The 12,453-nt window shown below is 66.6% G+C and carries 11 protein-coding genes; 3 read left to right on the plus strand and 8 right to left on the minus strand.

Annotated elements, in window-relative coordinates; translation table 11 throughout:
* Nucleotides 1-2: 2 nt before the first annotated feature.
* Genes ABIB78_RS09595 through ABIB78_RS09605 form a run of 3 tightly spaced genes read left to right on the plus strand, consistent with a single transcriptional unit; the run spans nt 3 to nt 3,295 of the window.
* Nucleotides 3-932 carry a 2-hydroxyacid dehydrogenase gene (locus ABIB78_RS09595; protein WP_429023966.1) on the plus strand — a complete coding sequence of 310 codons (930 nt, stop codon included), beginning with the start codon at nt 3-5 and terminating at the stop codon, nt 930-932.
* 22 nt (nt 933-954) lie between these two features.
* Nucleotides 955-2,019: a phosphotransferase gene (locus tag ABIB78_RS09600; RefSeq protein WP_429023968.1), complete on the plus strand. Its 1,065-nt coding sequence runs from the start codon at nt 955-957 to the stop codon at nt 2,017-2,019.
* Nucleotides 2,020-2,023: 4 nt separating this feature from the next.
* Entirely contained in the window at nt 2,024-3,295 is a 1,272-nt protein-coding gene (locus tag ABIB78_RS09605; protein WP_429023970.1) for an aspartate aminotransferase family protein, read from the plus strand.
* 141 nt (nt 3,296-3,436) lie between these two features.
* On the opposite strand, the gene ABIB78_RS09610 is transcribed toward ABIB78_RS09605, so the two are convergent.
* The 8 genes from ABIB78_RS09610 to ABIB78_RS09645 are packed head-to-tail and all read right to left on the minus strand — an operon-like array spanning nt 3,437 to nt 12,378.
* Nucleotides 3,437-4,981, minus strand: coding sequence for a glycerol-3-phosphate dehydrogenase (locus tag ABIB78_RS09610; RefSeq protein WP_429023972.1), 1,545 nt, complete (start codon nt 4,979-4,981; stop codon nt 3,437-3,439).
* Nucleotides 4,978-5,706: a class II aldolase/adducin family protein gene (locus ABIB78_RS09615; protein WP_429023974.1), complete on the minus strand. Its 729-nt coding sequence runs from the start codon at nt 5,704-5,706 to the stop codon at nt 4,978-4,980. The genes ABIB78_RS09610 and ABIB78_RS09615 overlap by 4 nt, the downstream gene beginning before the upstream one ends.
* A gap of 18 nt (nt 5,707-5,724) precedes the next feature.
* Complete coding sequence (locus ABIB78_RS09620; protein ID WP_429023976.1) at nt 5,725-6,765, minus strand: 2-hydroxyacid dehydrogenase; 1,041 nt, start codon at nt 6,763-6,765, stop codon at nt 5,725-5,727.
* The gene (locus ABIB78_RS09625) at nt 6,758-8,338 is read right to left on the minus strand and encodes an FGGY family carbohydrate kinase (protein WP_429023978.1); all 1,581 of its coding nucleotides are present in this window, start codon (nt 8,336-8,338) and stop codon (nt 6,758-6,760) included. Before ABIB78_RS09625 ends, ABIB78_RS09620 begins: the two co-directional genes overlap by 8 nt.
* Before the next feature lie 2 nt (nt 8,339-8,340).
* Nucleotides 8,341-9,456, minus strand: a complete 1,116-nt coding sequence (locus ABIB78_RS09630) for an ABC transporter ATP-binding protein (protein WP_429023980.1) — start codon at nt 9,454-9,456, stop codon at nt 8,341-8,343.
* A gap of 12 nt (nt 9,457-9,468) precedes the next feature.
* Entirely contained in the window at nt 9,469-10,572 is a 1,104-nt protein-coding gene (locus ABIB78_RS09635; protein ID WP_429023982.1) for an ABC transporter ATP-binding protein, read from the minus strand.
* Between the two features lie 4 nt (nt 10,573-10,576).
* Nucleotides 10,577-11,434: a carbohydrate ABC transporter permease gene (locus ABIB78_RS09640; RefSeq protein ID WP_429023984.1), complete on the minus strand. Its 858-nt coding sequence runs from the start codon at nt 11,432-11,434 to the stop codon at nt 10,577-10,579.
* A gap of 14 nt (nt 11,435-11,448) precedes the next feature.
* Nucleotides 11,449-12,378: a carbohydrate ABC transporter permease gene (locus tag ABIB78_RS09645; RefSeq protein WP_429023986.1), complete on the minus strand. Its 930-nt coding sequence runs from the start codon at nt 12,376-12,378 to the stop codon at nt 11,449-11,451.
* Nucleotides 12,379-12,453 lie beyond the last annotated feature (75 nt).

Below are 12,453 nucleotides of genomic sequence, written 5' to 3' on the forward strand. Positions count from 1 at the left end.
CCATGCGTTGCGTGTTGATCAGCAGCAGCCTCGATCTTCGCGACTATTTCGGTGCGGAGCTCGCGCGCATTGCGCCGCGCATCGAGGTGGTCGATCATGCCGGCGGTGCCGCCGACGTCCGTCTTGCTTTGGCCTGGCACCCGCCCGAAGATGCGTTCGAACGCTATCCTGATCTACGGGCGGTGTGCTCGATCGCCGCCGGCGTCGACAACATCATGGCCTGCCCGAGCCTGCCACCCGGCGTCGACGTGGTCCGTGTGGTCGATCCCGGACAGGCGCAGATGATGTCTGGCTTCATCGCCTGGCATGCTATCGGGCATCAGCGCGGCTTTGCCGCCTTCAGCGCCCAACAGCATGACCGGATCTGGCAACGCCGCGCGCAGCGGCGCACGGAGGATGTCCCGGTGGGCATTCTCGGCAATGGCGAAATCGGCCGGCGCGTCGCCGTCGACCTCGCCCATCTCGGCTTTCCCGTGATGTCCTGGAGCCGGACCGCCAAGGTCATCTCATCGGCGAGCCGCAGTTTCCACGGACCGGCCGGCCTTGCCGCGATGCTCGGCGAGACCGAGCTGCTGGTCAACCTGCTGCCGCTGACGCCGGAGACGCGCAACATCCTCAATGGTGATCTGTTCGGCCGGATGCGCCGCGGCGGCTACCTGATCCAGGTTGGCCGCGGCGAACATCTGGTGGAATCCGATCTGCTCGCAGCACTTGACAGTGGTCAGCTGTCCGGCGCGGCGCTCGACGTCTTCGCGACCGAACCGTTGCCCGAGCCGCATCCGTTCTGGCATCATCCGCAGATCGCCATCACCCCGCATGACGCCAGCGACGTCAGTGTCAGCGCCGTCGCAGCCACGCTTGCCATGACGGCGGACGCGATCCGCGCCGGACGGCGTCCGCCGCATGCGATCGACCGCGCACGCGGTTATTGATTGCGACACCGAGGAGCGTCAGATGCAGAACTCCCGTTCGCCTGCCGATCCCGCGCACCCGCTCGATGGGCTGCGCGCAGCCGGGCCGATTGCGGAGGTGCAGGCGCAGAAGCTGGCCCGCAAATACTATGGCCTGTCGGCCGAGATCCGCCGGCTCGACAGCGAGCGGGACCAGAATTTCCGGCTGCGCACGCAAGACGGACCCGAATACGTCCTCAAGATCGCCAACCCCGCCGAGGACCGGGCCGTCACCAATCTGCAGACCGAAGCGCTGCGCCACATCGCGGACCGTGATCCGCTGCTGCCGATTCCGCGCATCATTCCCACACAGGATGGCGCGGCCGAGCTCGAAATCGGCTTCGACGACGGCACGATGAGGGTCGTGCGGCTGCTATCGTTCCTTGCGGGAACGCCGATGCATCAGGCGACGCCGTCGGCGGCGTTGCGCCGCGATGTCGGCCGCTGCGCGGCGCGGCTCGCTTTGGCGCTGCGCGATTTCGTTCATCCCGGCGCGAGCCACAAGCTGCTGTGGGACATCCAGCATGCCACCGAACTGCGGCCGCTGCTCGATGCGGTACCGTCTGCCCAGCGCGTTCTCGTCGAGCGCGTCCTCAACCATTTCGAGGCGGACGCCATGCCTGTGCTGGCGCGACTTCCAAAACAAGCGCTGCATAACGATCTCAATCCGCACAACATCGTCGTCGACGCGACCTCGCAGGCCCACGTCTGCGGGATCATCGATTTCGGCGACCTGACGGCGACGGCCCGCATCAACGACCTGGCGATCGCGGCAGCCTATCAGGTGACCGACAGCGACGATCCGCTGGCGCCGGCGCTCGATCTGGTTGCGGCCTATCACGCGGTCTCGCCGCTCGAACCGCGCGAGCGCGGCATCCTGTTCGACCTGATCGCGACCCGCATGGTCTTGACGATCGTGATCAGCAGCATCAGGGCTGCTCGCTATCCTGAGAACAGCGCGTATATTCTGCGCAACAACAGGCAGGCTTCGGCCCGGCTCGCCCGGATCGGGACGCTGAGGCGAGCACGAGCCGCAGAACAGATCGAACGTGCCTGCCAGGGGGAGTGACACAATGCCGGCCGAAGCCTCGACCCAGGAGCTGATCGCGCGCAGAAACCGCCTGCTCGGGCCCGCTTACCGGTTGTTCTACGAGCAGCCGGTGCATGTCGTGCGCGGCGAAGGTGTCTGGCTGTACGACGCCGCAGGCAACCGCTATCTCGACGCCTACAACAATGTCGCCTGTGTCGGCCATTGCCATCCGCATGTGATCGAGGCGATCGCGCGGCAGGCCGCGGTGCTCAACACCCACACCCGTTATCTGCACGAGACGATCCTCGATTACGCCGAGCGGCTGCTCGCGACCTTTCCGGCCGAGATCAGCCAGGTGATGTTCACCTGCACCGGCAGCGAAGCCAACGATCTCGCGCTCCGCGTCGCCCGCACCTGCACCGGCGGGCGAGGCGTCGTCGTCACCCGGACCGCCTATCACGGCGTCACCGGCGCGCTCGCCGAGCTGTCGCCGTCGCTCGGCCTGCCCGAGCCGACCGCGCCTCATGTCCGGCTGATATCGGCGCCGCAGTCCGCCGGCGATGAAACGGGAGAGATCTTTGCAAGCTACATTCGTGCCGCGTTCGAGGATATGGCCCGCAGCGGCATTCGCCCGGCCGCGCTCCTGGTCGACACGATCTTCTCCAGCGACGGCGTATTCGCCGATCCACCGGGTTTCCTGCGGCCGGCGGTGGATGCTGCGCGTGCGGCCGGGGCGCTGTTCATCGCCGACGAGGTGCAGCCCGGCTTTGGTCGCTGTGGCGAGGGGATGTGGGGCTTTGCCCGCCACGGCGTCGTTCCCGACATGGTCACGATGGGCAAGCCGATGGGCAACGGCCACCCGATCGCGGCGATGGCCGCGAGACCGGAGTTGCTGAAGGAGTTCGGCGCGCGCTCACGCTATTTCAACACTTTTGGCGGCAATCCCGTGTCCGCCGCCGCCGGCATGGCCGTGCTCGACGTGATCGAGCGGGAAAGCCTGGTCGAGAACGCCAGGCGCACTGGCACCTATTTGCGCGAGCGGCTCACCACGCTGTGCGCAAGGCATGAACTCGTGGCGGAGGTTCGGGGCGCCGGCCTGTTCATCGGCGTCGAGCTCCGCCGCGGCGGCTCGCCCGCCGCAGATGAGACGGCGAAATTGGTCAATGCGATGCGCAGACGGCGTGTTCTGATCAGCGCCGCCGGCCCCGGCGCCAATGTGCTGAAGATTCGCCCGCCCCTGACATTCGGCACGGAGCACAGCGATCTATTGGTCGAGGCGCTCGATCAAGCGCTGCAGGAAATTTCGATAGGCTGACGGTCTCCTGCGTCCAGGCCGCCCTTCGACAATCGGCCTGCCACGACGATGACGATCTCGCGGCGCATGCCGTCCTAGAGCATTTTCGGTTCGGATAGAATCAGAACCGAAGCTCCAGATTCTTGTTTTGACGCGTTTTCTTCACGCGAACCGGTGTCCACTTCGCTCGAAAACGCTCTGGACATAACTCTCAAACGCGAGCCGCTGCGCCGGCGTCAGATGCAAGCCATGCTTGGTGCGCCGGTCCAGAAAGTCGGCGGGCCTTTTGGCCCACTCCTTCTCTCGGAGATACGCCGCCTCGCATTCATAGAAGTCGCCGCCGAAATGACGGCCCAGATCGGCGGTGATGCGGGCCGGACCCAGCAGCTCGCGTGCGCGCGTCCCATAGAGACGGGCATAGTGATGGATAAGCGTTCGCGGCAGGTCGGGATAGTCGCGCGCCAGCCCGTTGGAGAAATCATCGAAGGTGCCGCCGATGTCGCCGCCGGGCAGCGGCCTGTTCGCGGTCCAGGCCGGCGACAGCTTCGGAAACCACGGCGCGAGGCGCCGCAGCGCCTGCTCCGCCAGCCGGCGGTAGGTCGTGATCTTGCCGCCGAAGATCGAGAGCAGCGGCGGCGCGCCATCGGCGCCGTGGACTTCGAACACATAGTCGCGCGTCACGGCCGACGGATTGTCGGCGTTGTCGTCGTAGAGCGGCCGGACTCCGGAGAAGGCGTGCACGATCTCGCCGGGCTGCGGCGGCGTCCGGAAATAGCGGCGCAGCACCTGCAACAGATAATCGGTCTCGTCCTCGCCGATCGCAACGTCCTCGGCCCGACCGTGATAGGGAATGTCGGTGGTGCCGATCAACGCGAGATCGTCCTCATAGGGGTTGACGAAGATCACCCGGCGGTCGCTGTTCTGCAGCAGGTAGGCCTGCGGCCCGTTCCAGAATTTCGGCACCACGATGTGGCTGCCCTTGACCAGCCGCACGCTCTGGGCGGAGTTCAGTCCGACCACGCCCTGGATGACGTCCTGAACCCACGGCCCGGCGGCGTTGACCACCGCGCGCGACCGCACGACCTGCGCCGCGCCGTCATCGCTCTGCATCTCGAGCAGCCAGATCTCGCCGTCCCGGCGCGCCCGCACCGCTCGCGTGCGCGGCAGGATGCGGGCGCCGCTCTGCGCTGCATCGATCAGATTGAGGATCACCAGCCTGCTATCATCGACCCAGCAATCCGAATATTCGAAGCCTTGCCGGAACTGCCGATGCAGCGGCGCGCCCTCCGGGGCTCGCGACAGATCCAGGCTGCGGCTCGCCGGCAGCTGCTTGCGCCCGCCGAGATGATCGTAGAGCAGCAGCCCGGTCCGGACCAGCCAGGCCGGCCGCTGCTCCGGCGAATGCGGCAGCACGAAACGCATCGGCCAGATGATGTGCGGCGCGGACGCAAGCAGCACCTCGCGCTCGATCAGCGCCTCGCGCACCAAGCGGAACTCGTAATATTCGAGATAGCGCAGCCCGCCATGGATCAGCTTACCCGAGCGCGACGAGGTGCCCTCGGCGAAATCATCCTTCTCGCAGAGCAGGACCTTCAAGCCGCGGCCGGCGGCGTCGCGGGCGATGCCGGCGCCGTTGATGCCGCCACCAATGACCGCGATATCGACCAGCCCGTGATCTGTGCCTGCGACCGGCGCAGTGCCCGTCATCGCTTGCTGCTGCGCCGTTTCTCGGCGCGGCGCGGAGCCGCCTTTGCCGTCGCGCGGGCCTTGTTCGGCTTTGGCGCCTGCAAGCCATAGGTGGAGAACCCCTTCGCGGTGTCGGCAATCTCCTCATCGGTCAGGATGACGCGCGAATCGAGTGCGAGCGAGAGGTAGTACTGACGCGCGATGGTCTCGAGCTCGACCGCGAGCCACATCGCCTTGTCGAGATTGGCACCGAGCGCGATCATGCCGTGATTGGCGAGCAGGCAGCCGTTGCGCCCTTCGAGCGCGGCGATCGCATGATCCGAAAGCTCCTTGGTGCCGTAGCGCGCATAGCCGGCGCAGCGGATGTCGGCGCCGCCGAACGCCGCCATCATGTAGTGGCAGGCCGGGATCGGCTTGCGCGCGATCGCAAGCACGGTCGCATAGGTCGAGTGGGTGTGGACGATGGCGCCGACATCGGGCCGAGCGCGCGTGATGTCGAGATGGAAGCGCCATTCGGTGGACGGCTGCAGCGGCCCCTCCCACGCCCCATAGTCGCCCTCGAGCGGCATCGACGCGATCATCTCCGGCTTCATCGAATCGTAGGGGGTCGCCGACGGCGTGATCAGCATCCGGTTCTTGTAACGGGCGGAGATGTTGCCTGATGTCCCCTGGTTGAGACCCGATGCATTCATCCATCGGCACTTGGCGATGATCGCCAAGCGCAACTGTCGTTCCTCACGGGTCATACGAATTGCCTTTCCTCTTCAGCACGGATTGCGTGGCGGCTCGCCGGCCAGGAAACGGCGAACCTCTTCGGCCGCCTGCTCGGCAGCCACGGTGACGGTACGCACGGAAGCGCCGGCGATGTGCGGCGTCAGCGTGACATTGGGAAGCTGCAGCAGCGGCCAGTCCGCCGGGACCGGCTCGACCGCGAAGGTATCGAGCATGGCGCCGCCGAGGTGCCCCGATGCCAGCGCGTCATGCAGCGCCGCGTAATCGACCAGCGGACCGCGCGCGGTGTTGATCAGGAACGCGCCCGGCTTGATCCGCGCCAGCGCATCGCGCCCGATGAAGCGGGTGGTCTCGGGCGTGACCCGCGCATGCAACGTGATGACGTCGGCGCGGCCGAGCAATTCGCCGAGCGCGACATGTTCGACGCCGTCATTGCGGTCCTGCGCGCTGAGCTGGACATAGGGGTCGGCGACCAGGATCCTGCAGCCAAAGGCCTTAAGCAGCCTCACCACGCGGCAGCCGATCGCGCCGTAGCCGACAATGCCGACCGTCATCTCACCGAGCTCGCGCCCGGTGCGGTCGGCGCGATAGAGATCGCCGCGCCATTCCCCGCCGCGCAGCGCCTCGTGGCCGCTGCGGATCAGGCGCGTCTCGGCGAGAATGGCACCGATGGTGAACTCCGCCACTGCGCTCGCATTGCGGCCGGGCGTATTGACCACCAGCACGTTGTGATCACGTGCCGCCTGCATGTCGATGTTGACGGGGCCACCGCGCGACACCGCGATGAACTTCAGCTTCGGCAGCCGCTCCAGCATCGACCGCGAGATCGGCGCCAGGTGGGTGACAAGCAATTCGGCATCGCCGATAAAGCCAATGATCTCGTCCGGCTGCCCCATGAATTCCTTCAGGCCATCGAGCTTCGAGCCGGCATAGCCGTGCTCCATCGGCTCGTCCGGCCAGGGCTGCTCCAGGGTGCGGATATCGACGCCATCGCCGCAGGCTACGCGGATGTGCTCGGCAAACACCGAGGGCAGCATGAAGCGGTCGCCGACGATGGCGATGGACTTAGACATGGTCGCCTCCGGCGCGCAGCGCGGCGAGTTGCTTCCAGACCGGCCGCGACGCCAGCCTCGCATCAAGATAGGTCGGGAAGATGCTGGCGTAGCGCTTCGCCAGCGTAGCGTCAGGCGGTTGTGGGGCACTCAGATGCGGCGCAACCCACTGCTCGGCACAGGTGCGCATATCGGGGTGGGCGTCGATCGCGACCGCCGCGATCATCGCCGCGCCTGCGGCGCCGGCTTCGCCGCGGCTGCAGATGCGGACGTCGCAATCCAGTGCGGCCCCGAGGATGGCGCCAAGCGCACGGCTCTTCGCCGCGCCGCCTGTGATCCTGACATCGCGCGGCAGCGGCCCCATCGCGGCATAGCAATCCCGCGCTGCGAAGGCGAGCCCTTCCATCACGCCGCGCATCAAATCCCCATAGCGGTGGCGCGAGCGCAGGCCGAAGAATTGCGCACTGGCCTCATGCGAGACGAACGGACCACGCTCGCCGGCATCGGAGATGAACGGGTGGAACAGCACCTCGCCGGGCTTGGCCCGCAACACCTGATCGTCGAGCCGGCGGATCAGTTCAGCGCGCGTGCGCGTCACGCCCTCCGCCGCCAGCAGGTCGCATGCGAGATCGAGCATCCAGTCGATGTTCAGCGTCGCCGCCATGTTGGACTGCATCTGGGCATAGTGGCCCGGCACCGGGAACGGCATGGTGTAGCCGGTTGCCTCCCGATTCAGCATCACCGCATCTGCGATTGAGACCAACCGCATATGCATGCCGGTCGAACCGATGATCGTGCAGCCGACGTCAGGTGACGGATCGTAGAGCCCGGCGCCGAGCGCGTTGCAGATCACGTCCACATAGCCGAGGCAGACCGGCACACCTTCCGGCAGGCCTGTCTCCATGGCCGCGCCCGCGCTGAGCGGATGCGTCATGACCGCACCGTCAACGACCGGTGGGAACAGGCGCGTCAGCTCAGCGATACCGATCAACCGTGCGGTCTCCGCATCGAAGCCTCGCTTGCGGAAGTCGCCGCAGGAGAACGTGGCTTCCGACGGATCGGTTGCGCGCTCGCCGGTGAGCAGGAAATAAAGCCAGTCCTTGCAATGGAAGGCTGTTGTCGCCCTGGCGATCGTGTCGGGCATCTGCGCCTGCAGCCATGCCAGTTGCGGTCCCTGCTGGCAGGCATTGAGCCCGGAGCCGGTGCGGCGATAGAGCGGCGCGTTGCGCTCGCTGGCACGGATCTCCTCGACAAGCCGCGCGGCGCGAGAGTCCAGCCACAGCAGCGCCGGCCCAACCGGCCGGCCATCGTCATCGATCAGCCAGGTACCGTCGCCCTGCCCGGTCACAGCGATCGCCGCGATCCGTGCCGACAAGTCAGGCACGGCATTCGCGAGGGCGCGAATGACCGCGACCGTATCGCTCCAGGTCCGCGCCATGTCCTGCTCGACATGGCCGCCGGCGAGGCTGCTGTACACATTAGGCTGCGAGATATCGGCAAGCTGCTCGCCGGCCAGCGTAAACGCCACCGCCTTGATCAGCGAGGTGCCGGCATCGATGCCGATAATGACGTCGCGGCTTGCAGAAGCGGTCATCGTCAAGACACCTCCGCATGGCGCATGCAGGTTCCGTCGCTGCCAAAGATGTGCAGGTGACGCGGCTCCAGCGCGAACGGGACAATGTCGCCCGGCCGCGCGGCGACGCGGCCCGGCGTGACCGCGATCAGCATGCGGCCGCCGCAGTCGCCGGCGACATGGGACTGATCGCCGAGCCACTGGTTGGAGACGACCTTGACCCTGACATCGCCGGTCCCGACCACGATCTTCTGCGGACGAATGCCGATCCGAACCTGCGGTGTACTCGTGAGCGCCTTCGTCGCCTCACTGTCGAGCCCGGCGCCGCCGATATCGAAACGCATGTCGGTTCCGACCGACAGGCAGATACCGCCGTCCGACCGCGTGACCCCTGCTTCGAGCAGGTTCATCGGCGGCTCGCCGATGAAGCTCGCGACGAACAAATTGGCGGGCTGGCCCTTCAACTCCTTCTCGCTGGCGAACTGCTGCAGCACGCCGCCTTCCATCACCGCGATGCGGTCGGCCAGCGCGCTCGCTTCGGTCTGGTCGTGGGTGACGAAGATCGCGGTCATGCCGCGCTCGGCGAGCAGGCTCTTGATGCGGCCGCGCAGCACCGCGCGCAGTTGCGGTTCGAGCTGTCCCATCGGCTCATCGAGCAGATAGAGATCGGCGTCACGCACCAGCGCTCGCGCCAGCGACACGCGCTGCTGCTGGCCGCCGGAAATCGCGCGCGGATAGCTGTCGAGGATATCCTCGATCTCGACCAGACGGGCAATCTCGTCGACACGACGCGTCACCTCGTTTCGTGATAGTTGCGCGGATTTCAGCGCGAACGCGATGTTCTCGCGAACCGTGAGCGGCGGGTAGAGTGAGTAGCCCTCGAAGGCCATCGCGACCTTGCGCCGCGCCGGCGGCAGCTCGTGGATCCGCCGCCCGCCCAGGGCGATCGATCCGGCCGAGACGTCCTCGAATCCTGCGATCATGCGCAGCGTCGAGGTCTTGCCGCAGCCCGACGATCCCAACAGCGCGACGATCTCGCCCTTCTCGACCGCCATGTCGAGCGCGCGCACCGCGTGCACCGGCGCCTTGCCGCGGCTGCGGTAGACCTTGTCGATGCCTCGAAGCTCGAGCATGTCCATGACCATCCGCTCCTATGCCGCCCTGAGCCGGGGCGACGGCCCGATCCGGAGCCCGGTCGCGCGATCGAACAGCATCGCGGCATCGGGCGCGAAGCGCACGAAAACGCTATCGTCGGCGGCCCCTTGCGGCGCATCCGGCGGCAGGGCAGCCAGCCATTCGGTCCCGTCGGCAAGACGAAGCAGCAGCACCGCCTTCTCGTGCATCGGCGTGATCGCAAGGATACGCGCCGGGATGGCGTCGTCCGTGGACACGGGCGAAACCGCGAGATCCTCCGGCCGGACGCCGAGCCAGCACGGACCCGCAGGCGCTACGCCATCGGCGGCACCGAGCCTCGTCCTGGCGCCGGCGACCACCGCCGACAGCATGCCGTGCTCCGCGACCGGCGAAACCTCGGCAAGGTTGATGGTCGGATCGCCGAACAGTCGCGCGACCGCGACCGAGGCCGGTTGGGCATAGATATCGGCAGGCGTCGCGACCTGGGCGAGCCGGCCGTCGATCAGCACCGCGATGCGGTCGGCGATCGCCATCGCCTCGCGATAGTCCTGGGTCACGTAGAGCACCGCGGCAGTGCCACGCCGCAGCAGGTTCGGCAGCTCGAGCCGCATCTCGTAGCGCAGCTTGGCGTCGACGTTGCGCAGCGGATCATCCAGCAGCAGCACATCCGGATTGCCGATCAGCGCCCGCGCCAGCGCGGTCCGCTGCTTCTGTCCGTTCGACAATTCGCGCGGCGTATGGCCGAGCACGTGCTCGATCTTGAGCAGTTTGCTGATCGCGGCGACGCGGCCCGCGACATCGTTGCCACCGGCCCTGGCGCGCAGGCCGCTTGCGATATTTTCGCGGGCGGTCATGTGCGGAAACAAGGCGAAGTTCTGGAACGCCATGCCGATGCCGCGCCGCTCGGGCGCAGCGCCGACGACCGAGCGGCCGCCGACGGCGATGTCGCCGTCGTCGGGCTCGAACATGCCCGCGATCATGCGCAGCAAGACCGTCTTGCCGCTGCCGGACGGTCCGAACACCGCCACGATCTCGCCGGGCTCGACCGCCAGCGACAGCCCGTCGGCGGGCCGCGCCGCACCGAACGCCTTGCTCACCGAATTGATCTCGAGACGCGCCATGGGGTCAGCCTTTCACCGCGCCGAGCGAGAGACCTTCGACCAGATAGCGCTGCGCATAGAGCGCAAGCAACAGGGTCGGCGTCACCGACAGCACGATCGCCGCCGCGATCTGACCGTACTGGATTCCCGACGCGGTGACGAAGGCGAGCGCGCCGACGGTCACCGGCTGCTTGTCGGCGGAGGCCAGGATCAGCGCGAACACAAAGTTGTTCCAGCAGAAGATGAACGACAGCAGCCCCGCCGCGGCGATCCCGGGTCCAGCCAGCGGCACCGCGATCCTGGTGAAGGCCTCGCGCCAGGAATGCCCGGCCAGCCGGTAGGCGTGCTCGATATCGGGGCTGATATCCTCGAAATAGCCGCGCACGATCCACAGAATCAACGGCAGCGCGATCAGCTGATAGACCCAGACGATACCGAAGTAGGTGTCGTTGAGGCCGAGCTCCTGGTAGTACAGCGACAGCGGCAGCAGCACGAGCAGCGGCGGCGCGAAGCGGAACGACAGCAGCGTGAAGGCGATGGTTTCGCCGAGGCGGAATTTGAAGCGCGCAAAGGCATAGGCGGCCGGTACGCCGAGCAGCAGCGCCAGCAGCACCGCCGCGCTCGACAGCACGACGCTGTTGAAAAGGTTGCGCATGAAGGAGATCTGCAGATTTCCGGCCGCGGTGCGCAACTGGCCGGAAATCAACGCCTCGTAATTCGCAAGCGTCGGCTCGAAGAGGATCCGCGGCGGGATCCGCAGGATCTGATCGTTGCTCTGGAACGACATCAGGAAGATCCAGACGATCGGAAACATGAAGAAGATCAGGATCAGGGTCAGCGCCACGCCGCGGAAGATGCGACCGGCAAGGCTGGAATGTTCCATCGTGCCTCACCCCGTCATGCGTGGCCGTGCGCACGCGCGCGCAACCGCAGCCAGTTCTTGATGAAGATGTTCGACAGGATGTTGGTGATGAGCCAGAGGATCATCAACAGCGCCGCCGACCTGCCGACATTGGTGTACTGGAAGAATTCCAGATAGGCCTGCACCTGGAACACCATCAGCCGGTCGCCCGGCCCGCCCTGCGTCATCGCATAGATGATGTCGAACTGCTGGATCGAATCGAGCAGCCGGAACAGCGACGCCGTGATGATGTAAGGCGCAAGCATCGGGAGTGTGATGCGGAAAAAGACGAAGCTCGCCGGCACGCCGTCGAGTGCCGCGGCCTCGAACGGCTGCCGCGGCAGCGAGCGCAGCCCCGCCAGCAGCAGGATCATGATGAAGGGCGTGTAGACCCAGACGTCGACCAGCACGACCGTGAACAGCGCGCTCGACGGATCGGACGCCCATTTGAAATCGGTGACCCCGAACAGGCCGACCAGATAGGACAGGATGCCGAAGCTCGGATTGGTCATCAGCTTCCACATCAGCGCGGCGATCGCCGGCGCCGTCATCAGCGGCAGCAGCAGCATGATCGACACCGCGTTGTGGAAGCGAGTCGGCCGCCGCAGCAGCAGCGCGATGCCAAGGCCGAGCAGGAGCTCGACAACGACCGTCACCGCGGTGTAGGTGATCGAGACGCGCAGCGTATTCCAGAACGCCGGATCGGACAGGAAGTCGATGTAGTTGCCGGCGCCGATGAAGCCGCGCAAATAGGGCAGGTTCAGCCGGTAGCGCTGCAGCGAATAGACCGCCGCGGTCACGAACGGAACCAGGATCGCCACACAGACGAGCAGCGCCGGCAGGCTGAGCAGATAGGGCAAGAGGCGCACGCGCGGCCTTGGTTTGGCCGGCGCTGCCTGCGCGTTCGTCTGGAGAAGTTGGACCATGCTCATGATGATAAGAGATCACGTTCGGCTGGCAACGCCGCCGGCTCGGAGCGGGGCAACGATCCGAGCCGGCGG

The sequence above is a fragment of the Bradyrhizobium sp. I1.14.4 genome (genome assembly GCF_050435825.1).
Lineage (GTDB): Bacteria > Pseudomonadota > Alphaproteobacteria > Rhizobiales > Xanthobacteraceae > Bradyrhizobium.

Excerpts from the sequence above, each read along its gene's own strand:
- ABIB78_RS09610 (WP_429023972.1), bottom strand. The coding sequence starts at position 4,981 with ATGACGGGCACTGCGCCGGTCGCAGGCACAGATCACGGGCTGGTCGAT.
- ABIB78_RS09600 (WP_429023968.1), top strand. The coding sequence starts at position 955 with ATGCAGAACTCCCGTTCGCCTGCCGATCCCGCGCACCCGCTCGATGGG.
- ABIB78_RS09595 (WP_429023966.1), top strand. The coding sequence starts at position 3 with ATGCGTTGCGTGTTGATCAGCAGCAGCCTCGATCTTCGCGACTATTTC.
- ABIB78_RS09635 (WP_429023982.1), bottom strand. The coding sequence starts at position 10,572 with ATGGCGCGTCTCGAGATCAATTCGGTGAGCAAGGCGTTCGGTGCGGCG.
- ABIB78_RS09640 (WP_429023984.1), bottom strand. The coding sequence starts at position 11,434 with ATGGAACATTCCAGCCTTGCCGGTCGCATCTTCCGCGGCGTGGCGCTG.
- ABIB78_RS09605 (WP_429023970.1), top strand. The coding sequence starts at position 2,024 with ATGCCGGCCGAAGCCTCGACCCAGGAGCTGATCGCGCGCAGAAACCGC.
- ABIB78_RS09625 (WP_429023978.1), bottom strand. The coding sequence starts at position 8,338 with ATGACCGCTTCTGCAAGCCGCGACGTCATTATCGGCATCGATGCCGGC.
- ABIB78_RS09620 (WP_429023976.1), bottom strand. The coding sequence starts at position 6,765 with ATGTCTAAGTCCATCGCCATCGTCGGCGACCGCTTCATGCTGCCCTCG.
- ABIB78_RS09615 (WP_429023974.1), bottom strand. The coding sequence starts at position 5,706 with ATGACCCGTGAGGAACGACAGTTGCGCTTGGCGATCATCGCCAAGTGC.
- ABIB78_RS09630 (WP_429023980.1), bottom strand. The coding sequence starts at position 9,456 with ATGGACATGCTCGAGCTTCGAGGCATCGACAAGGTCTACCGCAGCCGC.
- ABIB78_RS09645 (WP_429023986.1), bottom strand. The coding sequence starts at position 12,378 with ATGGTCCAACTTCTCCAGACGAACGCGCAGGCAGCGCCGGCCAAACCA.